Annotated in this window: 15 protein-coding genes; 11 read left to right on the forward strand and 4 right to left on the reverse strand. The window is 69.2% G+C overall.

Features of this window, described 5'->3' with window-relative positions:
• Positions 1-11: 11 nt before the first annotated feature.
• The 4 genes from EJP69_RS10805 (at position 12) to EJP69_RS10820 (ending at position 14849) form a co-directional block, all read left to right on the forward strand.
• Positions 12-383, forward strand: a complete 372-nt coding sequence (locus EJP69_RS10805) for a FecR/PupR family sigma factor regulator (RefSeq protein WP_126470019.1) — start codon at positions 12-14, stop codon at positions 381-383.
• A complete protein-coding gene (locus EJP69_RS10810) occupies positions 374-13351 on the forward strand; it encodes a filamentous haemagglutinin family protein (protein ID WP_126470021.1) in 12978 nt (4325 codons plus the stop codon). Before EJP69_RS10805 ends, EJP69_RS10810 begins: the two co-directional genes overlap by 10 nt.
• A gap of 103 nt (positions 13352-13454) precedes the next feature.
• Positions 13455-14108, forward strand: coding sequence for an RNA polymerase sigma factor (locus EJP69_RS10815; protein WP_126470023.1), 654 nt, complete (start codon positions 13455-13457; stop codon positions 14106-14108).
• A gap of 114 nt (positions 14109-14222) precedes the next feature.
• Complete coding sequence (locus EJP69_RS10820) at positions 14223-14849, forward strand: transposase (RefSeq protein ID WP_126470025.1); 627 nt, start codon at positions 14223-14225, stop codon at positions 14847-14849.
• Between the two features lie 39 nt (positions 14850-14888).
• Here the strand turns inward: EJP69_RS10820 and EJP69_RS10825 are convergent, their stop codons facing one another.
• Complete coding sequence (locus EJP69_RS10825) at positions 14889-15341, reverse strand: type II secretion system protein N (RefSeq protein ID WP_126470027.1); 453 nt, start codon at positions 15339-15341, stop codon at positions 14889-14891.
• Positions 15342-15505: 164 nt separating this feature from the next.
• Here EJP69_RS10825 and EJP69_RS10830 point away from each other — a divergent pair, with 164 nt between their 5' ends.
• The 4 genes from EJP69_RS10830 (at position 15506) to EJP69_RS10845 (ending at position 18087) form a co-directional block, all read left to right on the forward strand.
• Positions 15506-16000 carry a prepilin-type N-terminal cleavage/methylation domain-containing protein gene (locus EJP69_RS10830; protein WP_170217091.1) on the forward strand — a complete coding sequence of 165 codons (495 nt, stop codon included), beginning with the start codon at positions 15506-15508 and terminating at the stop codon, positions 15998-16000.
• 6 nt (positions 16001-16006) lie between these two features.
• Positions 16007-16393, forward strand: coding sequence for a type II secretion system minor pseudopilin GspI (gene gspI / locus EJP69_RS10835; RefSeq protein WP_126470031.1), 387 nt, complete (start codon positions 16007-16009; stop codon positions 16391-16393).
• Positions 16390-17022 (forward strand): PulJ/GspJ family protein, encoded by a 633-nt coding sequence (locus EJP69_RS10840; protein WP_126470033.1) that lies wholly within the window; start codon positions 16390-16392, stop codon positions 17020-17022. The genes gspI and EJP69_RS10840 overlap by 4 nt, the downstream gene beginning before the upstream one ends.
• Before the next feature lie 243 nt (positions 17023-17265).
• The gene (locus EJP69_RS10845) at positions 17266-18087 is read left to right on the forward strand and encodes a MipA/OmpV family protein (RefSeq protein ID WP_126470034.1); all 822 of its coding nucleotides are present in this window, start codon (positions 17266-17268) and stop codon (positions 18085-18087) included.
• On the opposite strand, the gene EJP69_RS10850 is transcribed toward EJP69_RS10845, so the two are convergent.
• Complete coding sequence (locus EJP69_RS10850) at positions 18075-19481, reverse strand: ATP-binding protein (RefSeq protein ID WP_240652112.1); 1407 nt, start codon at positions 19479-19481, stop codon at positions 18075-18077. The genes EJP69_RS10845 and EJP69_RS10850 overlap by 13 nt on opposite strands.
• Complete coding sequence (locus EJP69_RS10855; RefSeq protein ID WP_126470036.1) at positions 19478-20146, reverse strand: response regulator transcription factor; 669 nt, start codon at positions 20144-20146, stop codon at positions 19478-19480. Before EJP69_RS10855 ends, EJP69_RS10850 begins: the two co-directional genes overlap by 4 nt.
• Before the next feature lie 119 nt (positions 20147-20265).
• Between EJP69_RS10855 and EJP69_RS10860 the strand changes: the two genes are divergently transcribed.
• Both EJP69_RS10860 and EJP69_RS10865 read left to right on the forward strand, forming a co-directional pair.
• Entirely contained in the window at positions 20266-21258 is a 993-nt protein-coding gene (locus EJP69_RS10860; RefSeq protein WP_206169315.1) for a zinc-binding alcohol dehydrogenase family protein, read from the forward strand.
• A gap of 142 nt (positions 21259-21400) precedes the next feature.
• The gene (locus EJP69_RS10865; protein ID WP_126470038.1) at positions 21401-21931 is read left to right on the forward strand and encodes an RBBP9/YdeN family alpha/beta hydrolase; all 531 of its coding nucleotides are present in this window, start codon (positions 21401-21403) and stop codon (positions 21929-21931) included.
• Between the two features lie 13 nt (positions 21932-21944).
• Here the strand turns inward: EJP69_RS10865 and EJP69_RS10870 are convergent, their stop codons facing one another.
• Positions 21945-23546, reverse strand: a complete 1602-nt coding sequence (locus EJP69_RS10870; RefSeq protein ID WP_126470040.1) for a phospholipase D family protein — start codon at positions 23544-23546, stop codon at positions 21945-21947.
• A gap of 176 nt (positions 23547-23722) precedes the next feature.
• Here EJP69_RS10870 and EJP69_RS10875 point away from each other — a divergent pair, with 176 nt between their 5' ends.
• Positions 23723-25822 (forward strand): TonB-dependent siderophore receptor, encoded by a 2100-nt coding sequence (locus tag EJP69_RS10875; RefSeq protein WP_126470042.1) that lies wholly within the window; start codon positions 23723-23725, stop codon positions 25820-25822.
• Positions 25823-25835 lie beyond the last annotated feature (13 nt).

The following is a 25835-nucleotide window of genomic DNA, read 5'->3' on the forward strand; positions in this document are numbered from 1 at the left end:
CGTCATGGGGTATGGAACCGACGCCTCACGACGAACGACCGCGCAAGGCACGCAGTGACGATGCCTGCCTGAGCGAGGCATTCGACTGGATCGTTCGCCTGAACCGCCTTCGCATCAGCGAGACGGAGGTTCTCGCGCTGCAGGGCTGGTGCGCCCGCAGCGCGGCGCACGCCAGGGCCTGGCGCGAGGCGATGGCGCTGTGGCGCCTGCTGCTGCCCGCCGCTCGCGGCATCGCGCAGCGTTCGCGGCGCCGGGGCGCCGCCCGCCATCCCTCGATCGCGCGCGGCGCCGGCGATATCCGTATTTCCGATCGCGGCGCCGCAGCCGGCGCGGCGTCCGACCCCTCTTCATTGCAATTTCGCTCCAGGCAATCATGGTCTTGAATCCGCACGCATCCCGTTCGCGCCGTTCCGCAGCGGGGCGGCGCAGTTCGCCCGGTGGCGGTGAACAACTCCGTCCGACGCCGCTGGCACGCGCCGTGGCTCTGGCGCTCGCGACGACTGGTGTCCTGGGCACCGCGCAGGCTGCGCAAAGCCTCAGTCCCGCGTGGTTCGCGGCCAAGGGCGCGGCTCAGGCCGGCGCCGCGCAGACCGGCCGGCTGCCCAACGGCCAGCCGGCTTCCAGCCTCACGAACCCCGCGCAGCAGCAACAGCAGGCCAACGCGCAGCTGCGGCGTTCGATCGACAACCTGAACATCGCCGCCCAGGCCATTGCCGCGCAGCAGGCGGCACAAGCCGCCGCGCGACAGGCGGCGCTCGCCGATCCGTCATCGGTTCCCGACGGCCTGGCCGAAGGCGGGCTGCGCGTGGACACCAACAGTCTGACCGCGGGCTGGCAGAGCGCCAATGCGCCGGTGCAGACGCCGCAGGCCGACGGTGGCGCGCATGTCGCCATTCGCCAGACCGGCGACCGGGCGATCCTGAACTGGGAGACCTTCAACGTCGGCAAGCGAACCACCGTGGAGTTCCAGCAGCAGGCCGACTGGGCCGTGCTCAACCGGGTGAACGATCCGAAGGCGCGGCCGTCGCAGATCCAGGGAAGCATCAAGGCCGACGGCACGGTGCTCATCGCCAACCGCAACGGCATCGTCTTCAGCGGCAGCAGCCAGGTCGACACGCGAAGCCTGGTGGCGGCCGCGGCCAGCATCGCCGACGAGCAGTTCAGGAACCGGGGCATCCACAGCGCCACGACGAGCAGCGGCTACACGCCCAGCTTCACCGACGCGGCGGGCTCGGTGAAGGTCGAGGCCGGCGCGCAGATATCGACCACCGCCCCCACCACGGTCAAGCAGGGCGGCGGCTACGTGCTGCTGCTGGGCAAGGAAGTGGCGAACGCGGGCACCATCACCACGCCTCGCGGGCAGGTCCAGATGGCCGCCGGCGACTTCTTCATCGTGCGTCCCGGACAGGGCACGGCGGCGAACCAGCACTCCACCACGCGCGGCAACGAAGTGGCGCCAGGCTTCAATGCCGACAGCACGGCCGGCCGCGTGATCAACACCGGCCTGCTGCAGGCGCCCGAGGGCGACGTCACGCTGGCCGGGCGCAAGGTCGTGCAGGACGGCGTGGCGCTGGCCACCACCACTGTCGACAAGCGCGGCACCATCCACCTGCTGGCTTCGGCGAGCGATGCGCAAAGCAGCGTGACCGTCACGCAGCGGGCGCTGAACGCGGTGCTGCTCGACGACCGCAACGGGCGCACGGCGCTCGACAGCCAGCGCGATGCGCTGATCCTCGAGTCCGCGAAGCAGAACGTCGTGCGCAGCCAGCTGGCGCAGGGCGCGTTCGACAACCTCTCGCGCCAGGACGATCGTCAGGACCTTTCGCGCATCGAGATCGTCTCGGGTGGCCGCGTGCTGTTCGAGGGCGATTCCATGACGCTGGCCACCGGCGGGCAACTGGCCGTGAGCGCGGGCCGCACCGCGGGACGCAGCACGGTGGCCGACGGCGCACGCCTCGACGTTTCGGGCGCGATGGGCGTGCAGGTGGCCATGGCCTCCAACAACGTGCAGATCAACATCCAGGGCAACGAGCAGCGCGATGCGCCGCTCAACCGCGACACCTCGATGCTGAACAACGCCAATGTATGGATCGACCGGCGCAAGCTGCTGCGCGTGGCCGCGGGCACCGGCGGCTACGAGGGCGAGCGCTGGTATACGCCGGGCGGCCTGCTCGAGGTCGGCGGCTACCTGGGTCTGCAAGGGCACGGCGTCGGCGAATGGGCTGCGCAGGGCGGCAGCGTGAGCTTCACGGGCGCCGAGCTCGTCACGCAGGCCGGCTCCAGCATCAACCTTTCGGGTGGCACGCTGGCGGTGCAGACCGGCACGATGCGCCAGAGCTGGCTCAAGGGGCCCGACGGCCGGCTGTACGAAGTCTCGAGCGCGCCGGCCGACATTGCCTACACCGGCCTCTACAGGGGCTTCGAGGACGAGCACAAGCGCTGGGGCGAAAAGACCACCGGCTACTTCTACAACCCACTGATCGGGCCGCAGCAGCGGCTGGAGAACGGCTACACGGTAGGACGCGACGCGGGCCGGCTGACGGTGGCCACGGGTACCGCGGTGCTCGAGGGCGGCGTCACCTCCGAAGCCTTCCAAGGGCCGCGCCAGGTCGAGCGCCGGGACGCGAGCCTCGACGGCTACGCCCAGTCGCACAACTCGGCGGCGCAGGCCGCGCAGTTGATCCTCGGCAACTACACGACAGGCTACAACGGCGATGCGAAGGCAGGCCCCGTCGGCATCTTCCACAACCTCGCGCCCGTGGCCAGCCGCATCACCTTCGGCCATTCGCGACCCGATCTCGGAGCAGACCTGACGCCCGACGGCGTGCTGCCCCAGGAACGAAGGGATACGCTGTACGTCGACAGCGAGCGCCTGAATGGCTTCGGCCTCGGCACCATCACCGCGCTGGCCGGCAGGAGCGTGACGGTCGACGGCGAACTCTCGGTGAAGCCCGGCGGCGGCATCGCGCTCCACGCGACCCAGGTCTCGGTCAATGCCGGTCTCACCGCGCGCGGCGGCTCGATCATGCTGGGCAATGTGCTGAACTCGGTGAGCAGCACGGGGGCACCGGTCGAAGGGCCGCTGCCCCTGGCTGCCGACACGCCGGTCGAGGTGGTGATTGCCAAGGGGGCGAAGATCGATGCGCGCGGGCTGTGGAGCAACCTGCAACTCGATCCGGAAAACACTGGCGGCCTGGCGTATCTCGATGGCGGCAGCGTGAACATCCGCGGCTCGGGCTCGGTGAAGCTGGAGAGCGGCACGCTGATCGACGTGTCTTCCGGCGGTGCGGTGCTGGCCAACGGCAAGACGCGTGGCGGCCGGGGTGGTGACGTGACGCTCTGGGCGGACATGCTGCCGCCGGCGGATGCCTCGACGCATGGCTTGCTGACCCTCGACGGCGACGTGCGCGGGTATGGCGTCAATGGCGGCGGCACGCTCAGGATCGCGTCCGGCACCGGTATTGCCGTGGGCGGCAAGGTGCCGGGCATCGGTGGAACGCTGGGTGCTGGCGAGGTGGCGCCAACCGACCTGATCCTGCTGCAGGACTACCAGGTGAGGGCCGGCGACCTCCTGCCGGTGGACTACAGCTACGAGCGTTCGCGAGCCCTGCCCGGAGAGGCCGTGGGCACGCCTCCGCGTTTCGACGCCGGCGCGAATTCCGTCGTTCTCGCGGCGGACTGGAAGCTGCCCTTTGCCGAAGGCGGGCTCCTGACCTACAGCGTGACCGCCATCGTCAATGGCGCCACCAGGACCTTCAGGGCCGACCACAAGGGCGATCCCCGGGGAACGGAGACGGTGCCGGCGGGCGCGAGGGTGATCGGCATCAGCGGCGCTGCAGCCAACAGTTTCCCCATCAGCTACGTCGTGCCGGCGAACGTCTTCCCGAACGGCTTTTCCATCACGCCGGAGACGCTGACGATCGCCGCGGGGAACAAGGCCCCGGCCGATTTCACGATTGCCAGCGGCGCAAGGGTGGCCGCGGGTTCGGCGTTCCGGCAGGCGGTGAGTGTCGGAGCCGGCACCTCGGTCGGCCCGGCTGTTTTCCAGTCGGGCTTTGCCCGCTACGACGTCAATGGCCACATGGGTGTCGTCGTCGCGGACAACGCGAGGCTCGACGTGCGGATGCCGGTCTACCGGTTTCCGGATGCATCGAGGGGTGCAGCCACGGGCAGCGATCCCGCCGGTGCGCTGGAGCTCTGGACACCGCCGCTCTGGACCGAAGACCCGGTGCGGGGAGTGCTTACCCAACGCGGCGGCGCAAGCCTGACGCTGCAATCGGCGGGCACTTCCGGCGCGAACGGACCGATCGATGTCCGCCCGGGTGCGACGATCGCCGTCGATCCCGGCCAGTCGATCGCGCTGCGAGGCCGCAACATCACGGTCGAAGGAGCGCTCAGCGCACCGGGAGGCACGATCGCCATCGCGGGCGAGGGTACCTTCAGCAATCCCGGCCTGGTCTGGATCGGCGACCGTGCCGTGCTCGACGTTTCGGCGCGCGCGGCCACGGCGCGTGACGTGCTCGGCCGGACCTATGGTCGCGTCGCCGACGGCGGCACCATCAGCATCGGCGGTGGGCTGGATTGGGAAGACTCCGGCATGGCCGATACGCCCGACGCATTCGTCGTCGTGCGAGGTGGCGCTTTGCTCGATGCCTCGGGCGCCAGCGCGGCGCTGGACTCCGCGGGACAGGCCACGACGGTGGCGAGCAACGGTGGCTCGATCATCCTCAAGTCCAGCCAGGGCCTGTACCTGGATGGCACGATGCGCGCCGCGGCCGGCGGAACCGGGGCCGCGGGCGGCACGCTCGCGCTGGCTCTCGAGTCGGTCGCCTACCCGAGGGACACCATCAAGGGCGACGTGCTGCGGCATCGCGAACTGGTGCTCGCGCAGGCGCAGGGCGACAGCCCTCTGGCCGCGGCCTCGACCATGGCCGACGCGAAGAAGGCGCTGCTGACCGGCACGGCGCGCATCGGCGTGGACCGGATCGAGGCGGGCGGCTTCGACAATCTCTCCGTGCTCGTCCATGGCCCGCTGAGCTTCGACGGCGACGTGGCGCTGCGCATGGGCCAGAGCCTGCGCCTGTACGCGGGCACCCTCGCGCTCGGCGAGAACGCCGCCGCCGGCACGAAGGTGTCGCTGTCCGCGCCCTATGTGCGCCTGGCCGGCGTGACGCGCACGGCCCCGGACGGAACCATACTGCCGGCAGCCAACTGGGCCGACGGTCCTTCGCGGCAGCCGCGCACGGGTGCTTTATCGGTGGCGGGCGGCCTGGTCGACGTGCGCGACCGCGTCGGGTTCGGCTCCCATGCCGATGTCAATCTGCGCACCTCGAGCTACACGGTGGACCGGCGCGGGTTCGACGCCGTCGACATCGCCAGCCGGGGCGACATCCGTCTCCTGGGAGGAAAGGCAAGCGGCAGCGTCACCGAGCTGGCGGCCCCGGGGAACCTGACCCTCACCGCAGGGCAGATCTACCCGGCCACGGGCGCACGCGCGCAGATCGCGGCGGGTGTCCAGAGGGCTGATCCGCTCACGAGCCAGGGCGGGGAATATGTTCCCGGGACGGTTCTTTCCATCCGTCGCAACGCAGAGGGCGAAGTCGCGATGCCCTATTCGGCCTTCGGCAGCCTCAGCCTGGGCGCCGAGACCATCGAGCAGGGCGGCATCGTGCGGGCACCCCTGGGCCTGCTCGTGCTGGGAGGGGCGGAAAACTCCGCGACGACGACGAACCGGGTCGTGCTGCTTCCGGGCAGCATCACCTCGACGAGCGGCGAGGGGCTCTCCATGCCCTACGGCGGCACCGTCGATGGCCTGAGCTATCTCTACAACGGTTCGCCTGTGACGCTGCAAAGCCTTGCCGCGGCGCTGCGCGGTGTCCAGTTGAAGGCCAGCCACGTGGAAGCCCAGGCCGGCTCGGTGCTCGACCTGTCGGGCGGCGGCACGCTCCTGGGCGCCGGGTTCACGGCCGGGCGCGGCGGCTCTGTCGACGTGCTGCGGACCCCGCTGGCCAACGCCAATCCCGCCAATCGCTACAGCAGCGCCGGCAATGTCGTCTATGCGATCGTGCCCGGGAGCGCGGCGCGCTACGCGCCGGTCGCGCCGGAAGCGGGCTACGGCACGCCGGGGGTCGGCCAGCAGGTCACCGTGCCCGCGGGCGTTCCCGGCCTGCCCGCCGGCACCTACACGCTGATGCCCTCCAGCTATGCCTTGCTGCCCGGTGCGTTCCGGGTGGAGATCGGCACCACCGACCGCGCCGCAGTGCCGGCCTCGGGTGTCGCGAACATCGGCAATGGCTCCTACGTCGCATCCGGCTACCTCGGCGTTGCCGACACCGCGATCCGCGACGCACTGCCGCACCGGCTCGTCGTCACGCCCGGCACAAAGGTGCGCAGCTATTCCGGCTACAACGAGACGGACTACAACGCCTTCGTGCTGTCGGATGCGGCGCGGCGCGGCTTCCTGCGCGCGATGCTCACTTCCGATGCGGGCAAGCTCGACGTCTTCCTGTCCAGGCCTGCGAAATCGGACACGGAACGTACCGCGCTCGAGTTCGACGGTGAACTGCGCATCGCCCCGCAGGCCGGCGCGAAAGGCTTCGGCGGGACAGTGAATGTGCGCAACGTGCGCGAAGTCCTGGCCACCGGGCAGAGCGCGACCGAAGGCCTGCAGGGGGCATCCGTTCATGCGGACGAACTGAACAGACTCAATGCGCCGCGGCTGGTGCTCAACGGCGACATCGGCTTCACCTACGGCGCACGCGGCGGCATCGCCGACATCGCCGGCAGTGGCAGCCTGGTCGTGCGCAGCGGCGCGCATCTGTCGGCAGGGGACCTGATCCTTGCAAGCGGTCCGGCCTTTGCCGGCGACGTATCCATCGTCGTCGAGCCGGGCGCTTCTCTCAGCACGATCGGCCGCGGCGCGCAGGGCTTCGATTCCAGCGCGGGCTACCTCTTCACCGGCAACGGTGTGCTGGCCCTGTCCAACGGCTGGATGAACCTGCAGCTGCGGCCGCAGGCGTCGGCAGCGACACGTCCGGTGACGATCGACGTCGGCAGTTGCGTGAGCGCCGCCTGCAGCAACGGTACCGCGCAACTGGTGTCCGAAGGCACGCTGGCCATCGCCACCGACGGTGCGCTGACCTTGAATCGCAACGTCTCCTACGGCACGCGCAATCTTTCGCTGGCAGTCGCCACGGTCAATCTGGGCGAGGACGCGAGCCTTGCCGCCGCCGGTGCCGCCGGGCGACTGCCGCGCGGCCTGGCGCTCAGCCAGGGCCGGCTCGACGAATTGCTGGCCGGCAACACGGCCACCGGAGCGCCCGCCCTGGAGACCCTGAGCCTCTATGCGCGCGATGCGGTGAACATCCATGGCACGGTCGGCTTCGACGCGTCCAGGCTGAATCGACTGGTGCTCGGTACACCCGCGATCTACGGCTATGGCACGGCAGGCGACGTTGCAACGATCCGCGCAGGCGAATTCGTCTGGACGGGTTCGCAGGCCGTGCCGGGCGCTGCCATGGCCGCGGCGCTGGGCGACGGCACGCTGGACATCGCCGCCAGGCGCATCGTGCTGGGCTACGGTCCCTACACGCAGCCGGACAACACAGCGACCGACGCGCGGCTCGCGCTGGGGTTCGCCGACGTGAAGCTCAGCGCTACCGAACGCGTCACTTCCGCAGGCAAGAGCACGCTGTCGGTGTATCACCGGCAGGGCGAATACCAGCCGGGCGAGGGCTTCGCGCACGAAGGCGGGAACCTGTCGATCGTCACGCCGCTGCTCACAGGGCAGGCAGGCTCGACGACGAAGATCACCGCCGGCGGCGCCATCGCCGTGACTGCGCCCGAAGGCGCCGCAGCGGCAACCCCGGACGACGCGCTCGGAGCGACCCTGGAGCTCAGGGGGCGCAGCATCGGCGTGGACGGCCGCATCGTGCTGCCCTCGGGCCGGCTGGTGCTGGCGGCGACGGACGACGTCGTGCTCGGCGCAGGATCGCGCATCGACCTGGGCGGTCGGAAGGTCTCGCTGTTCGACGTCGACAAGTACAGTTGGGGCGGCGACCTCGTGCTGTCCAGCAGCGCGGGCAACATCACCCAGGCGGCGGGTTCCGTCATCGATGTCTCCGCGCGCAACAACCGGGGCGGCACGGTCGAAGCCACCGCGATCGCAGCGGGTGCCGGCCGCGTCGAACTGGCCGGCGCGTTGCTCGGAAGCAGCAGCGGCAGCTACGACGCCGGCGGCACGGTCGTGCCCTACGACGCAGCCGAACTCACGGTGCGGGCGCAGACCCTGGGCGACTTCGCGGGCCTGAACAGCCGGCTCAACGAAGGTGGTGTGTTCGGTGCCCGCCGCTTCCAGATCAAGCAGGGCGACCTGACCGTGGGCGACGGGGTGAAGGCCCGCGAGGTGGCGATCACGCTCGACGGCGGCAGCCTTACGGTCGACGGTCGCATCGACGCGAGCGGCTACCAGGTCGGCACGATCCGGCTCGCGGCCAGGGGCGACCTGCGCGTCAACGGCATGCTCGACGCGCACGGCACGGGCCTGCGCGTGGACAGCCGCGGCAAGATCATCGACAGCCCGAACCGGGCCGTCGTCGATCTCACCAGCAGCGAAGGCATGCTCACGCTGGGCAGCGGTGCCCGCATCGACCTGCGCGTCGGCACCGACGTGCCCGTGGGCACGAAGCCGGGTCAGAACGACGGCAAGGCGCGCGGCACGCTGGATCTGAATGCTCCGCGTGTCGGCAGCAACGATGTCGCGGTCACCGTCGATGGCGCTCCCGTCATCCAGGGGGCGAAGACCGTCGCGGTCAACGCCTTCCGCCGCTACGACGACGCGCCGCTGGCCGACCTGCCCGATGTGTCGGGCTACCGGCCGCAGCTCGTCACGCAGGGCATGCTCGATCGCATCGACGGCGACAGCGTGGCCTTCGTCAATTCGGCGCTGGGCAACTCGGCCCTGGGCAGCCGGCTCGCGGGCCTGGGCAACTACCACCTGCGCCCCGGCGTGGAGATCGTGAGCAACAGCACGACCAACCCGCACGGCGATCTCACGGTATCCGGCGACCTGGACCTGTCGGGCTATCGCTATGGTCCGAATGCGAACCGCATCGATCCGGCGCGGCGCGGCTTCGGCGAGCCGGGCCGGCTGGTGATCCGCGCCGCGGGCAACCTGAACATCCACGGCAGCATCAACGACGGCTTCGCGCCGCCCGCGGCCACGCCCGACGACAGCGGCTGGGTGTTGACGGAGGCGCGCAGTTCGAGTGGGGGTGCAGGTACGCCATTCGGCGGCGACATCGTGGTGCCCATCGATGGCGTGATGCTCGACACCGGCACCAGCTTCCCGGCCGGATCGACCCTCAACTACAGCGTGCCCGTCGCGGCGATGTCGCTGCCGGCGGGCACCGTGCTGCCGGTGGATGCAGTGCTCACCGGTGCGCTGAGCCTTGCCGCGGGCACCGTGTTGGCAGCCAACATCTACAACGCCGACGGTTCCGTGGCCCATGCCGCCGGCACGGTGCTGTCCTCGGCTGTGACGTTGAGCGCCGGCACGCGGCTCGGCGCCGGCACGACGCTGCGGTCGCAGGCGGGCGTGTCCGCACTTACCTGGCCCAAGGGCGTGGCGCTGCCGGTGGCGATGACCACCACCGGGCGGATCACGCTGGCGCGAGGATCGCTGATTCCTTCGATGACGCTGGTGGAGTTGCCCGACGACAAGCCGGTCGACCTGCGTCCCACGGCCAATGGCGCGCAGGGGCGCAACTGGGCAGTCGCACCCTTGCTGGGCGAGGGAGCCGAGTCCTGGGGCGTGCAGTTGGTGGCGGGGGCCGATCTCGGCTCTGCCGACCGGCGCGCGCTCAAGCCGGGCGCGGGCGGGGCGATAAGGATGGGCGATACGCACTACGTGATGTCGTTCACGACGGGACTTGGTGGGTCGAAGACGGTCTGGGCGGAAGGCAACTTCATGGGATATCCGGCGGGTACACCAGTGGCCCCCGACGAGATCTTCTGGTGTGAGCTCGATCCGAGCCAATGCGTTGTCTCCGGTGGCGAGCCCGTCATCACGGGCAGCAAGCCCGACAGCCCTGCATTCAGCGTAGTGCGCACCGGTACCGGCGATCTGGAGATGCTGGCCGCCGGCGACATCCGCATGGATTCGCTCTATGGCGTCTACACCGCAGGCTCCGCGACGGCGGCCAGTGCCTCGTTCAATCGCCCGCGCGGTGCGCTCGACGACACGGGCACGCTGATCGGCCCGCAGTCCCCGCTGCTCGACTACAACGCCAGCCTGTCGGCCTATCGCGCCTGGTACCCCGACCAGGGCGGCAACGTGCTGATCTCCGCCGGCGGCAACCTCGTGGGCGACATCGCCGCGGGCACCTCCGCGGCGGGCGTGGTGCCGGGCAACTGGCTGTGGCGGCAGGGCTCGGGCACCGCGGCCATCGACTCGCCGATTCCGACCGCCTGGTGGGTCAACTTCGGCACCTATGTTGCGGGTACCGGGTCCGCGAGCGTGGATGGTTTCGTCGCGCCCAGGGTAGTCGGCTTCACGGGTATCGGCGCGCTTGGCGGCGGTGACGTGCGTGTGCGCGTGGGCGGCGAGGCCGGGACCATCGGCCTGCGCGGCTCCCAGGGAGCCGGCCCCAGCCTCGAGGATCGCAGCCAGGGACTTGTGGTCGCGGTGGGCAGCACGGGTCAGGTCGCCGCGGACGGCACGCTCGCGCTCATGGGCGGCGGCGATATCGACATGCGCATCGCCGGCGCCCTCAATTCCAGTCGAAAGCTCAGTCAGGGCGCCGAGAAACTGGCGCTCGCAGGCTCCATCGCGAACCTGCGCGGCGCCACTGAGGTTCGCGCCGCATCGATCGGCAGCGTGGGCCTGAGCTACCAGTCGAGCAACAACACTTTCATCGACCCCAGCGATACGCGCGGCGTCGATCTCTTCACTGCCAGCTATGCGAACGCGCGCGGCGGCATCAACCTCGTGCCTGGCGACACGGCCGTGCGTCTCCAGGCGCTGGGCGACCTGGCGCTCGGCGGCGCGGCCGACCCGGGGCGCAGTGACACGCCCAACAGCTCCGCCTTTTCCGTCAATGGCGCTAGCCCCGGCGGCGGAGGCCAGAGCTGGTTCAGTCTCTGGACCAGCCGCAGCGCGATCGACCTCGTGTCTGCCGGCGGTCACCTGACGCCGACCATGGCAATCAGGGACGACTCCTTGATCAGCACCGTCTCCAAGGACGGATGGATCGTCTATCCGTCGATCTTCAGGGCTGCTGCGCTGACGGGGAATCTCTACTACGGCTATGCGGCGTTGCCGCAGGCCCTGGGCTTCCCTGAAAAGCTGAGCTACGGCCTGACCCTCGCGCCATCGGCCACCGGCGAACTGGAGATGCTTGCGCGCGGATCGATCTACGCGGGCCAGTATTCCGTGGGCATGTCGGGTACGGGCACTCCGCTGCCCACCCCGTTCAATCCCGCCTTCGTGGGCCAGGCCTACGGCGTGGGCGACATCCTTGCGACCAACCTTTCCAGGGACAGCATCGCCATCGATGCCGATGGCTCTTTCCGGGGCGTGCCCACGCTCTTCCCGTTCGGCCTCAACACCGCCGCCGCACGGCTCGACCGCGCGGCGGGCGCGCCTCCGATCCGGTTCTACGCCGCCGGCGGCGACATCGTCGGTCTGAAGACAGGCGAGACCGTGACGCGGGGGGCGGCGGGCTCGGAGACCATCTGGTACAACGCCGCCGCGCCAGTACGGATCAAGGCGGCCCGCGACATCGTGAACACCGGCTCGGCGCCGGGCAGCTCGACTGGAGGGGGCTTCGAGCTTGGCGGCGCAAGGCTTCGCGGCAACCTCATCGTCCACGACAACCCCACCGACGTCTCCATCGTCTCCGCAGGCCGCGACATCCTCTACGCCAACTTCGACGTCGCCGGCCCCGGCACGCTGGAGGTCACGGCGGGGCGCAATCTGCTGCAGGAGGATCGCGGCGGCATCACCTCGATCGGTCCGGTCGTGCCGGGCGACACGCGCCCGGGCGCATCGATCGCGATGATGGCTGGCGTCGGCGCCTCTGCTGTCGCGAATGGCCTGGACATGTCCGCCATCCGCACTCGCTACCTCGACCCCGCGAACCGAGCAGATCCCTCGACATCGCTCGCCGGCCAGCCCGGCAAGGCCGCGAAGACCTACGAGGCTGAGCTTGCGGCATGGCTCAAGGAGCACTACGGCTTCGAAAGCGGCGGCAGCACCGCGCAGGCGCTCGCCTACTTCGACGCACTCGCGCCCGAGCAGCAGCGCATCTTCCTGCGGCAGGTCTACTACGCCGAGCTGCGCGCAGGCGGCCGCGAATACAACGATGCCGCGAGCAGCCGCAAGGGCTCGTACCTGCGCGGCCGCGAGATGATCGCGACGCTCTTCCCCGACCGCGACGCGGCCGGCCGCGAGATCGCGCGCAGCGGCGACATCACGATGTTCGGTGGCTCGGGCGTGCGCACCAATTTCGGCGGCGACATCGAGATGATGGCGCCGGGCGGGCAGATCATCCTGGGCGTGCAGGGCGCGGTGCCGCCGGCCAGTTCGGGCGTGATGACGCAGGGGCAGGGCGACATCCGGCTCTTCAGCGAAGGCAGCCTGCTGCTGGGGCTGTCGCGGATCATGACGACCTTCGGCGGGGGCATCCTCGCCTGGTCGGAGAAGGGCGACATCAACGCGGGCCGGGGCTCGAAGACGACGGTGCTGTTCACGCCGCCGAAGCTGGTCTACGACAACGTGGGCAATGTCGAGATCTCGCCGCAGGCGCCGAGCTCGGGCGCGGGCATCGCGACGCTGGCGCCGATTCCGGAAGTGCCGCCGGGCGACGTCGACCTGATCGCGCCGCTGGGCACCATCGACGCGGGCGAGGCCGGCATCCGGGTGTCGGGCAGCGTCAACGTTGCTGCACTGCAGGTGGTGAACGCGGCCAACATCCAGGTGAAGGGCGAGTCGTCCGGCCTGCCCGCGGTGGCCTCGGTGAACGTGAGCGCGCTCACCAACGCGAGCGCCGCGGCCTCGCAGGCCGGAGCGGCGGCGCAGGAGGCGTTGCAGCGCGATCGGGCGGCGGCGCGGCAGGCGCTGCCCTCGGTGTTCACCGTGCGGGTGCTGGGCTTCGGCAACGAGCCGGCCGCCGGCGACAACACCGGCGGCGGCAACAGCAGTGACGGCGGCAATGCGACCGACGGCAGGAAGGGCGTGCAGGCCAGCTACAACCCGCGCAGCGTGATCCGCGTGCTGGGTGGCGGCGGCCAGCTGCCGCCGTCGGCGAGCCGGCAACTGACGGACGAGGAGCGCGCCAACCTGCAACGTTGACCCGCGCCGCGCGCGCCCGTTCGTTCCCCCTTGTCCCAAGGCTTGGCAGGCCCGCCGCCGGAGATCCCGGCTGCGCCTTGCCAGGCGTTCAGCGAAGCCCATCATGACTCCAGAAACCCAGGCCATTGGCCGCGTGCCGGACCGGTTCTCCATGCTGTTCCAGCCCGGCTGGCAACTGCGCGAACAGTTGCGCGAGCTGCGCGATGACGACGGCGAGTGCGTCGTCATGCCTGCTCCGCAGGTGTGCACGCAGAAGCCGGCCGCAGCGGCTGCGCCGGCGCCCGACCTGCAGGTGCACCTGGCGACGCACTACGCGCAGCTGCACCGGCGCCTGGAGCGGCATCTGGGGTGCGCGGACTTCGCGCGCGAATGCCTGCACGACGCGTGGCTGCGCCTGGGCGAGAAGCAGCCGCAGGAAGCGCCCGCCAACCCCGACGCGTACGTCTACCGCGTGGCCTGCAACCTCGCGATGGACAGCCTGCGTTCGCGCAAGCGCTGGCCGGGAGGCGCGAACGAGGAGGACGCGGATCTCGACGTCATCGCCGACCTGCAGCCGGGCCCGGAACTGATTGCCGAGGCGCGCTCGGAGGTGGCGGCGGTGGACCGCGCCATGCAGCGACTGCCGCGCGGCCACCGCTCGGTGCTGCTGGCGCTGCGCCTGCACGAGATGTCGCGCCAGGAAGTGGCCCGGCGCCACGGCGTCTCGGTGCGCAGGGTGGACACCACGCTCAGGCAGGCCCTTGGCGTCCTGCGCTGAACGGTCGATGAGCCATAGGCGGGTGCGTTGCCTGCCTGCCCCTGCGGAAGCCCCGCTCGCGCAGCCGTCACGCATCCTGTTGCATAGTCATTCGGGAACTGGAGGAGACAGGTGATGAAGTGGACGGCACCCATGCGGGTCACCATGCAGGAGCTGGATGCCAGGCTCTCGAAGATCGTCGAGCATGCGCGGGAGGAGCCGGTGGCGGTCAACCGCTACGGATCGCCATGGGTCTGGATCGTGAGCCACCAGGCCTGGGTCCAGGCCGACAACCTGCGGGCCCTCGTGCCCGAGGGCCATCCGCTGGTGGCGCTGCACGACCTGGTGGAGGACGCGCTGCGCTACGAGCGCCCGCTGCTGGCGGACCTCGAGCTGCAGTACGGCGGCCGCATCGGTGCCTCGACGCTGCTGCGCAGCTTGGTGCTGCAGATCGTGTACTCGCTGGAAGACGGCGAGAAGGTGCACGAGAGCCTCACCTACAACATGCTGTTTCGCTGGTTCGTGGGCTTCGAGAAGTTCGCCGACGAGCTGCCGGGCCGCGTCGAGTTCACGCGAGACCTGAACGCGGTGGGCGCCGATCCGCGCGTGGCGCGCGTGATCACGCGCTGTCTTTCGAACACCTTCCTGCCGGAATCGGGCGATGGCGATTTCCGCGTCAATCGCGGGCTGCTGCATGCGCTGTCGACCTGGGCCTGCGCGGCGGTCGTGCCGGAGGCGCGGCCGCATCAGGCGGCGCGCTGAGGAGAGATGTGGATGCCGGCGCGCCGGCAACATCGGCCTCTATGGCGTCGCAACGGCTGCGGGCGCTGCCTTTGCGATGCCGGGCGTGGCCGGCTGCGGCAGTGCGGGCGCCGCGATGCGTTGCGACGTGCCTGCCTTGTCGATCACCACCGCATCGGCTTCGACGGCGCTCAGAGTGACCGACTTGCCGAGTGCCTCGCCCGTGCGATAGGGGCGTGGCGCCGCATCGTTGACCGAGAGCACGGCCACCCCGTGCTCGCCGGATTTGATCAGTCCCTTGACCGCGATGTTTGCGCGGATCTCGCCGGGCCCGAACCATGCGGCGATGGCGTCGGCCGAAGGATCGGCCTGCGTAGTCCGCACGGGCGGCGGGGGTGCGCTCGGTGCGGGCGCGGACAGCAGGCGCGCCCATGTCGCCACGCCCGCCGCCACGAGCAGCAGGCCAGCGGCATGGACGGCGTATCGAACGGATGGTTTCACGGGCTCGGTCATCGTTGCTTTCCAGGTGGTTGCCGCAGCGGCGGGAGGCGGGTGTCCTGTCTATCACGGCCTCGTTGGGGTTTCGTGTCAGCGGCTTCATTGGGGCATCACACGTGCTGCCTAGCATCGCGCGAGGCTTCTTCGATGGGCGTCGCAGGATGATGAAGATGTTGTGCATGCCGGCGCGAGCACGGCGCGCGGGCGAGAGCGGCTTCTCGCTGATCGAGCTGATGATCGTGATGGTCATCGTCGGCATCGCGACCGCCGCGATCAGCCTCGCCGTCGCGCCCGATCCGGCGCAGGAGCTGCGGCGCGATGCGCGCGAGCTCGCCCTGCGGCTCGCTGTGGCGCAGAACGAAGTGCGCATCGATGGCCGCGTCATCGCATGGCAGGCGGATGCCGATGGCTACCGGTTCGCGCGCGGCACGTGGCAGGCCGTGCCCGGCAGCGCGATACCGACGGTGTCGACGCTCGGTGCTCTCGACACCTTCAACCGCGACGACGAACTGCGTCCGCGCCAGTGGCGCGCGGGGCCGGTGGAGGTGACGCCGGCGCGGCCGATTCTGCTGACCTCCGAGCCGATCGGTGCGGTCTGGCGGCTCGAGCTGCGCCGTGGCGGCGTCACGGTGGCCGTGCTGCGCGATGCCGCCGGCGGCTATGAAGTGAAGTAGCAGTCCATGAACAAGGCGCCGCGCCCGCGCGAGTCGGGCTTCACACTCATCGAGGTGCTGATCGCGCTGGCCATCGTGAGCATCGCGCTGGCGGCGATCGTGCGGGCTTCGAGCCTGACCATCACCAACCTCGGACTGCTGGAGCAGCAGTCGCTGGCGATGCTGTCGGCCGAGAACCGGCTTGCGGAGTTGCGCATGGCGCAGGGGCCGGTGGTGCCGGGCGTAGTGCGCAGCGCCTGTGCGCAGGGCGGCCTGCGCCTGGTCTGCCGCACGGAAGCGGGTGCTGCCGTCGACGGGTTGCGCACCGTGACGGTCGATGTCTATCTCGCCGAAGACGGTGAGCGGCGCCTGGCTTCGCTGCGCACGCGCGTGCCGGATGGAGCCGACAAATGACGACGCGATCGCGCGGGCAGGACGGATTCACGCTGATCGAGGTGATGATCGCCATCGCCCTCATGGCGGTGCTGAGCGTGATGGCATGGCGTGGTCTCGACAGCGTGAGCCGGGCCAACAGCGCGCTGGAGCGCCGCACCGAGGAGGTCGCGCGGCTGCTGCGCGCGCTCGATCAGCTGGAGCGTGATCTTTCTCAACGCGCGACCGCCGAGCTTCCATGGCAGCCATCAGGCAGCGCGGCGGCGAACGCGCTGTTGCCGGCTGCGCTGCAGGTGCGCCGACAGGCCGAGCTCCCTTTCTTCATGGAAATCGTGCGGGCCGCGCCCGCCGCGCCGGGCTACTGGCAGCGGGTGCAGTGGTGGCAGCGCGGCGGCGTGCTCTACCGCGCGGCGGGGCCGGCGGCGGCGTCCTTTCCCTTGCCTCCGCCCGACACGAAAGATCGCGTGGCGCTGCTGGACGACGTGACCACCTTCGAGCTTCGCGCGTGGGAGCCCGGCACGGGCTGGCGCCAGCTGCCTGCGGTTGCGCCTGCGCGCACAGGTGCGACGGGCATGGAACTGGCACTTGGCATGCGGTCGGGCGCGGACCGACAGGTGCAGACCTATCGCCGGGTCTTTGCGCTCGATTGAGCTGGGCAAAGTCGAACGAGATCAAGCGATGGTGGACGGCGCGTGTGCGGTTAATCGAATCTTAAAACCGCTAAAGAGTTATTAAAGCCGCCCCATCAGCATCCGCTCCAGAAGGCGACGACATGGTGTCGCTCGCAAGTCGCTCGTACTGGAGTCCGGATGCTGAATTGCTGCGCGCTCATCGGCGCTGCGTCTGGCCCCGTACAGGCCCGCCCGCCGATTTTTTCAACCCCGAGGATCTTCATGATCGAGCACAGCCGCCTTTCGAGCAAAGGCAGGAAGCGCCTTGCACGCGCACCTTTCAAAGTCATCGCCGCGAGCGCTGCCTGCGCCGCCTGTCTCTCGCCAGCATGGGCGCAGCTCGCGGAAGGCACTTCCAGTTCCAGTGATGCAGCCCCGCAATGGGGAGTCGGCATCGGCGTGAGCATGGAGCGCAAGGCCTATCGCGAGTTCAACGACAAGACCCAGGCCATGCCTATGCTCACCTACGAGAACAAATGGGTCAGCGTCGCGTTCCCAGGCGTCGACGTGAAGCTGCCGTCCGCGGGGCCTGTCTCGTTTCGGCTGCGTGCGCGCTATGCAGGTGACGGCTATGAAGCCGACGATTCGCCCTATCTTGCCGGCATGGACAAGCGCAAGGGCGGCATCTGGCTCGGTGGTGCGGCGATCTGGCGCAACGACATCGCCAACCTGTCGGCCGAGCTGCTGGCCGACGGGTCGGGCAACAGCAAGGGCACGAGGTTCAAGGTGCAGGTGGATCGCCGCTTTTCCGCGGGTGCCTTCGGCTTCACGCCGCGCCTGGCCGCGCAGTGGGCAGACCGCAAGTACGTCGACTACTACTACGGCGTGACGGCGGTCGAGGCCCGGCCTGACCGGGCTGAATATGCCGGCAAGGCCACCACGAACGTCGAAGTGGGCCTGCGCGTGGACTACGCCGTGGCGCCTAGGCAGACGGTCTTCCTGGATGTGAGCGCGACCAGCTTCGGCAGCGGCATCAAGAACAGCCCGCTGGTCGGCCGGTCGAACCAGACCGGCGTGCGCCTTGGGTACGTCTACCGGTTCTGAGAGTCGGACGGGGCCGTTGCTGGCGGAAAGATCACCCGCACGGCGAAGCCCCGCCCCTCCAGTCCATCCCCGGTCTTGATGGTCGCGTGATGCAGCTGGGCGATTCCGGCCACCAGCGACAGGCCGATGCCGCTGCCGCGCGCGGAGGTACCGGCGGCCCGGTGGAAGCGCTCGAAGATCGCCTTGCTTTCCGACAATGGCACGCCGGGGCCGTCGTCCGCCACTTCGAGATAGACCTCGCGGATTTCTTCTGCTTTTTCCTCCCCTCCGGTCGTCGGCTCGAGGCCGCAGCTGACCCGGACTCGCCCGCCCTTGGGGGTGTAGCGCAGTGCGTTGTCGATCAGGTTGCGCAGCAGGATGCCCATCTCGTCGATGTTGCAGCGGATGGCGCATTTGCGTATGTCCAGCAGGATCGAACGCTCCTGCTGCAGGGCATGTGTGTCGAAGTCGCGCGTCACGTGCAGGATGAGATCGCTCAGCTCCGCCAGCGTGTGCTGGGGGGCATTGGCGCTCGCGTTCAGGCGCGCCAGGTCGAGCAGCTGCTCGGACAGCCGCGAGCTGCTCTGCGCGACCCGAAGCAGCTTGATCAGCGCCACGTCCTTGTCGGCAGCGGTGTTCGCGCGCAGTGCGATCTGCGCCTGCGCCTGCAGTGCGGCCAGCGGTGTGCGCAGCTCGTGCGCGGCATCGCCGATGAAGCGGCGCTCGCCCTCGATCGACTCGGAAAGCTGCCCCAGCAGGTGGTTGAACGACGCGACCAGCGGATGGAGCTCGCGCGGCAAGGCGGCAGAGGGCAGCGGTGTGAGGTCGAAGCTGCGCCGGCTTCGCATGGCGGCCTCCAGCGCCACCACCGGCCTGAGCGAACTGCGCACCGCCAGCCACATCAGCGAGCCAATGAGCAGCAGCAGGGCGGTGTTGAGCACCAGGCCGATCAGCGCGTTGTGCTGGAGCTCTGCATCCACCACGCTGTGCAGATTGCCGACCTGCACGTAGACCCGGCCGTCGGAGTCCGACACGGAGTAGACGCGCCAACGCTGTCCCCCGATCTCCGTGCTGGCGGCGCCGTCCTCGAAACTGGGCTGCAAAGGCGAGGTGGGGGCGCCGGGGGAGGTGACCGCCAGCTGCCGGCGGTCGACCCACACCTGGAAGACCAGCCGCTCGCCTTCCGCGAGCCCCGGGTTGCGCAGTTTCAACGGGGGCCTCGTGATGGCCAGCTCGGTGCCGTTGGGGATGGTCGTCAGGATGCGCGTGGCGATGGTCTTGAGCTTGTCGTCCCAGGTGCTGGTCTTGTTGTGCGCGAGATAGGCGAACAGCAGTGCGAACGCCACGATCCAGCACAGGACGATGGTCGCCCCGAGCATCAGGACCATCCGCGCATAGAGCGACTTCGACTTCACGGCGGGGCCGGGCCGACGACATAGCCGTGGCCGTGAACCGTGCGGATCAGGTCGTCGCCGAGCTTGCGGCGAAGCTGGTGGATGAACACGGCGATGGTGTTGCTCTCGACGACGCTGGCCGTTCCGTAGACCACATCCTGCAGCTGGTCGCGCGTGACGACGTGACCGGGGCGCTCGAGCAGGGCGAGCAGCGTTCGGTATTCGTGCGCGCTCAACGGCACTTCGATGCCGGCCCTGGTGACCACGCGGCGGCTGCGGTCGACCGTGACGTCGCCGCGCGAGAAGACGGGTATCACCCGCCCCTGGCTGCGCCGGATGACCGAGCGCACGCGTGCCCAGAGCTCGTCGAACTGGAAAGGCTTGACGAGGTAGTCGTCGGCACCGGCGTCGAGGCCGTGGATGCGCTCGCTCAACTGATCGCGCGCCGTGAGGATCAGGACCGGGGTCGGGTCGTAGCGGCTTCGCATCGAACGCAGCACGGTCAGGCCCGACTGTCCACCCGGCAGGCCCAGGTCCAGCAGCACGGCGGCATAGGCGTGGTCGATCAGGGCGATCCGGGCGGCGGACGCATTGCCGACGCGGTCGATGGACCAGCCGCCCTGCCGCGCCCCGTCGCATACGGCTTCACCCAGCATGTCGTCGTCTTCTACGAGAAGCAGGTGCATGGGCGTGGAATTTCTTGTGGCGGAAGGCAGCAGCCCGGATGATGGCCAGGGATTATTAGTAACTTTTTAAGATGCGCGGCAGCGCGCCGGCGTCCACCCCATCACTGCTGGAGAACACCATGAGCGAATCCGCGAAAAGGACCATGCGGGCCATCGTGCTGGATGCGCCAGGCCCGCCCGAGGCGCTGCGCTATCGCGAACTGCCCGTGCCGGTGCCGCTGGAGGGGCAGGTGCTCATCAAGGTCCGCGCATTCGGGCTCAACCGGTCGGAGCTTCATACGCGGCTGGGGCTGGCGGAGGGCGTGACCTTTCCCCGCGTGCCCGGCATCGAGGCCTGCGGGCAGGTCGCTGCGTGCCCCGGAGGCGAGTTCGAGGTTGGCCAGCAGGTGTTCGCGATGATGGGGAACATGGGGCGCACGTACGACGGCGGCTATGCGGAGTACACCTGCGTGCCCGCGAGCCAGGTGATTCCGTTCAGGAGCGAGCTTCCCTGGAGCACGCTCGGCGCCGTGCCCGAGATGCTGCAGACGGCCTACGGCTCGCTGGTCGGCGCGCTCGATGCGCAGCCCGGCCAGTCGATCCTGGTGCGGGGCGGAACCTCGTCGGTCGGACTCGCCACCGCCATTCTGGCGAAGCAGCGCGGCCTGCTCGTCTTTTCGACAACGCGCAGTCCCGGGAAGCGGGAGGCGCTCACGGCCGCCGGAGTCGACCACGCGATCGTCGACGACGGCGACGTGGCTTCGCAGGTCCGCAGGATCATGCCGGGCGGCGTCGATCTCGCGCTGGAACTGGTCGGTACGCCAGCGCTGCCCGACACCTTGCGCGCGGTCCGGCCCAGGGGCGTTGTCTGCTTCACCGGGATGCTGTCGAACGAGTGGCTGGTGAAGGATTTCTATCCGATCGGCTACCTGAAGAACCTCGTACGGCTTTGCGCATATTCCGGCGATGCTTCCGACCTGCCGGCGCCGGTGCTCCAGGGCTATCTGGACGGCGTGAGCGCAGGCAAGTTCGGCGTGCCCATCGACCATGTGTACGGCTTCGACGAGATCGTCGAGGCTCACAGGAAGATGGAGAGCAACGGCGCGGCGGGCAAGCTGGTGGTGGTCGTGTAGCCGCCGACCGTGCGTTCGAACTTCAGGCTGCCCGGCCGATGACTTGAAGGTTTTCACAGGCGCCTTCGAATGCCTTGCCATTCCGCCCGGGCAGCCCTGCTTCATAGACTGGCTCGCATCGTTCAGAGAGAAAGTCCAGCGAATGGGAAATCCAGCCTTCATCGTGCCGGGGCACGGCAATTCGGGCGCTGCGCACTGGCAGAGCATCTGGCAGTCGACCCGGCCCGAATGGCGTCGGTTGCAGGTCGACGACTGGGAGCTTGCGGTCTGCGACGAATGGGTCTCGGCGCTGGACCGGCAGGCAGGCGCGATGGGCGGCGATCTGGTGGTCGTCGCGCACAGCCTGGGCTGCCTGGCCGTCGCGCACTGGGCGGCGCGGTGTTCGCCGCGCATCGGCGGCGCCTTGCTCGTCGCCGTTCCCGACCCCAGGGCCGCTGCCTATCCCGCGGAGACTTCGCTGGGGTTCGAGCCGTTGCCGTCCGCACGGCTGCCGTTTCCGAGCATCGTGGTCGCCAGCAGCGACGACCCGTACGGTAGCGCGGCCTACGCCAGGGAGCGCGCAAACGCTTGGGGCAGCGAATTCGTCGAGGTGGGTGCGCGCGGGCACATCAACGGCGCGAGCGGACTTGGCGACTGGCCGGAGGGCTACAGGCTCTTGCAGCGGCTGCTCTGAGCCGCCGGGCCGGCTAGAGCTGGTCCGTCGGCACGAACCACGAGAACAGCAGCAGCTGCAGCCGCGTCAGCATGCTCGAATCGGGTTCGCTGTCTAGCACTTCGTTGTTGACGTCGCCGGTGCCTACCCATTGCACGTTCTGGCCGTCGGGCTTGAGCGTGACGCGGTAGACGCCCTCGATGTCGTCGAGCTGGTAGGCGAAGAGCAGCGCCTGCGTCAGGTCGAAGCTGCGCACCTGCACGCCGAACTCGGTGTTCAGCCGCGCGGAGCGCGGGTCGAGGTTCATCGAGCCGAGCAGCACCCACTGCCGGTCGACCAGCGCGAGCTTGGCGTGCAGGCGGCCGCGCGCCTTCTTGAGCAGGGTGCGGAACTGGTCGCTGCGCTTGAGCTGCTGCGTGCTCACTTCGTACAGGTTCACGCCCAGCTTGAGCATATCGACGCGGTAGCGGTTGTAGTTGATGTTGACCAGCGGCTCGTCGCTGTCGGCCAGCGAGTTGGTGATGACGGTGATGTTCACGCCGTGCTCGCGGCCCATCCGGATGCGCTCCATGCCTTCGTCGCCGGGAATGAAGTAGGGCGAGATCACCACCGCGTTCGATTGCGCGGTGGCCAGCATCTGGTGGAAGCGCTGCGCCAGCGACGGCACGGGGTGCGTCATCACGCCCAATGCCTTGTTGGGGCTGTCGGCGGAGGCATGGGCCTCGGCGCGCATCCACTTGGCTTCGTCGATGTCGGCGAGCTGGGTGGCCAGGGGCGGGTCGCCGAGCAGGTCGGTGACGGGCAGCGGGTCGGGCGCGGGCGCGTGGGCGGGGGAGGTCGATTCCTCGAAGTCGTCCTTCAGCGCCTGCGGCGAGCGGCTGGTGCTGGCCACCCGCTGCAGGGGGTAGACCACGTCGCTGTTCCAGTAGGTGTCGAAGATGGCGGCGGACTCGGGCACCACCGGGCCGGCCAGCAGCAGCTCGAAGTCGATGAAGTTCGCGCTTTCGCTGCGCAGGAAGTATTCGTCCGCGAGGTTGCGCCCGCCCGCGATGGCCATGGCGCCGTCGGCCACGAACAGCTTGTTGTGCATGCGGTGGTTGAGGCGCCGGAAGTCGGAGAAGAACTCCAGCCATCGGCCCGAGGAGTGGTCGCGCGCATTCACGAAGGGGTTGAAGAGCCGCACCTCGGCGTTGGGCTCGGCGGCCAGGCCGAGCAGCAGGCGGTCCATGCCGGCCGTGTAGAAGTCGTCGAGCAGCAGCCGCACGCGCACGCCGCGGCGGGCGGCGTTGCGCATTTCGCGCAGTAGCAGGCGGCCGGTCTTGTCGTTGCCCAGCTGATAGGTCTGGATGTCGAGCGACGACCTGGCGCGCCGCATCAGCTCCAGCCGGGCGTCGAGCGCGAAGGAGGCCTCGATCAGCGGGCGCATGCTGGTCAGGCCGTCGGGCGGGGAGTTGAGGCTGATGGCCGCACGGCCGAGCTCGGTGGCCGGCGAGGCCGCGATGGCCAGGGTGGGCGGTTCGGGCGTTCGCGGCGGAAGGCCGGCGCAGCCGGTGAGCGCAGCAGCAGCCAGGAGGGCCATCAGCCGCAAAGCCGGACCGCGAAACGCGGGAAACAGGAGGGCAATGAGCTTGAGCATGAGGGCTGCCAACGCAGGGGGAGCGTGCGGGCGGCATCGTAGCCGGTTCACCTCGGGCGCGAAGACGCAATTTCGCAACGCAACGCCCTTCGGCGAGGGCGGTGATTCGCGGAAGCGGAAATTTGTCACGCCTAAAATGCGAATCGTTCTTATTAATTTCAATGGAGTGGAGCGGGATGAAGAGTTTGGTGGCGCGGCGCAAGGCTGCATCGGTGCTGGCGGGATGCCTGGCGATCTACACGCAGCATCAGGTGCTGGCCCAGACGACGAATGCAGTCTCGCTGCCGGAAGTGCGGGTCGACGCGAATGCCGAGGCCGAGACGGCCACCACTCCGGTGATCGGCTACCGCGCGAAGAACGCGGTCACCGCCACCAAGACCGACACGCCGCTGTCCGAGACGCCCCAGGCCGTGACCGTCATCACGCGCGACCAGATGGTCGACCAGGGCGCCACCAATCTGCAGGACGCGCTCAACTACGCGGCCGGCGTGCGCTCCGACGCCTACGGGCTCGACTCCCGCACCGACTCCGTGCGGATACGAGGCGCCACCCCCGACGTCTACCTCGATGGTCTGCGCCAGGCCTATGGCTACTACACCAGCACGACCCGCACCGAGCCCTACACGCTCGAGCGCCTCGAGGTGCTGCGCGGCCCCTCGGGCATGCTGTTCGGCGCCGGCACGGCCGCCGGCGTGGTCAACATGGTCAGCAAGCGGCCGCTGCAGGAGGCCCAGCGCGAGGTGGGCGTGCAGTTCGGCAGCTTCGGCCGCAAGCAGATCCAGGCCGACCTCACCGGCCCGCTCAATGCCGATGGCTCCCTGTCGTACCGGCTGATCGCCTTGCAGCGCAAGTCCGACACGCAGGTCGACTACGTCCCCGACGACCGCAGCGTGATCGCGCCGTCGCTGATCTGGCGGCCCAACGCCATGACTTCGCTGACGCTTCAGGGTCTGTGGCAGAAGGACAAGAGCGGCAGCAGCTCGCAGTTCCTGCCGTGGCAGGGCACCCTGCTGCCGAACCCGAACGGGCGCCTGCCGAGCAGCCGCTTCATCGGCGAGCCGGGTGACTACTACGACAGCGAGCGCAAGACCTTCGGCTGGCAGTTCGAGCACAAGTTCAACGACAGCTGGACCTTCCGCCAGAACTTCCGCTACGCGCGCAACGAAAACGACAACCGCTATCACTATGGCGCCGCGTTCTCGGGGGCCGAGAGCTGGGACGCCACCGACCCGATCTTCAAGCGCGTGCTGGGCCGCTACTACGACAGCTCGCTCACGCGCAACCGCACGCAGACGCTCGACAACCACGTCGAGGGTCACTTCCAGACCGGAGCCCTCAAGCACACGCTGCTCGTGGGTGCGGATTTCGCGCGCCAGCGCGAGAACGTCTGGGTCGGCACCACCTACGACACCATCGACGTCTACGCGCCGGTATACGGCCATCTCGACGAGCCGGTGCGCGACGCGCGGCCGCGCACTCGCCAACGCCAGACGGGCGTGTATCTGCAGGACCAGATCAAGCTCGACAACTGGATCTTCGTGGCGGGCCTGCGGCACGACAGGGCCGTCTCCAGCGCCGCGGGCAGCGAGTCGGACACGAGCAGCGCCACCACCAAGCGGTTCGGCGTGATGTACGCCTCGCCTTCGGGCTGGTCGCCGTACGTGAGCTACAGCGAGTCGTTCACGCCGCAGTCCGCGCGCGAAGGCCGCATCTTCAAGCCGCTGCGCGGCGAGCAATGGGAAGTGGGCGTGAAGTACGAGCCCAAGGACCGTGCCGTGGCATTCAGCGCCGCCGTGTACGACCTGCGCGAGAAGAACCAGATCGCCGAACCGCAGCCCAAGGTGTTCACGCAGCTCGGCCAGACCAAGACCCGCGGCGTCGAGCTGGAGGCCAAGGGGTCGATCGGCCCGAACCTCGACCTCGTCGCCCACTACAACTACACCGACGCCGACGCGCTGATCGAGGGTCTGCCCAAGCATCAGGCGAGCGTCTGGGCCAAGTACAAGTTCTCGATCGGCGGCGTGAACGGCTTCTCGGCAGGCGCCGGCGTGCGCATGATGAGCTCGTTCCGCGACATGCAGTCGGGCGTGGGCCCGCGCATTCCGGGCGTCGCGCTGGCCGACCTCGTGTTCGCCTACGAGACCGCCGCCTGGCGCTATGCGCTCAACATCAACAACGTGACGGACAAGGTCTACTTCAGCACCTGCCTGTCGCGCGGCGACTGCTGGTACGGCGCGCGCCGCAACATCGTCGCCAGCGCGACCTACCGTTTCTAGAATCTTTTCCTTC

Origin of the sequence: Variovorax gossypii (assembly GCF_003965815.1) — a bacterium.
GTDB classification, from domain to species: domain Bacteria; phylum Pseudomonadota; class Gammaproteobacteria; order Burkholderiales; family Burkholderiaceae_C; genus Variovorax; species Variovorax gossypii.